Below are 255 nucleotides of genomic sequence, written 5' to 3' on the forward strand. Positions count from 1 at the left end.
TGGCTCGCCGAATTTCAGCAGCAGATGTTCGCGGAGATCAATCCCGAAGACGCGGCCCGCGTCGGGATCACCCATGGCGAGCCATGCCGCGTCAGCACACCCGAAGGCACGGTTCAGGTCGAGGCGCTGGTCACGAAACGGGTTGGCCCGGGGACGGTGTTCATGCCGTTTCACTTCGCCGGGATGTGGATGGGCGAGCGTATCGCGGACCGCTACCCCGAAGGCGCGGCGCCCTTTGTGATCGGCGAGGCATCG

At 65.9% G+C, this 255-nt stretch carries 1 protein-coding gene; it reads left to right on the forward strand.

The window, feature by feature from the left end; genetic code table 11:
• A partial coding sequence (locus A3728_RS14320; RefSeq protein WP_150120819.1) for a molybdopterin dinucleotide binding domain-containing protein occupies nucleotides 1–255 on the forward strand: 255 nt, incomplete at both ends.

Origin of the sequence: Sulfitobacter sp. HI0040 (assembly GCF_001634885.1) — a bacterium.
Taxonomy (GTDB): domain Bacteria; phylum Pseudomonadota; class Alphaproteobacteria; order Rhodobacterales; family Rhodobacteraceae; genus Sulfitobacter.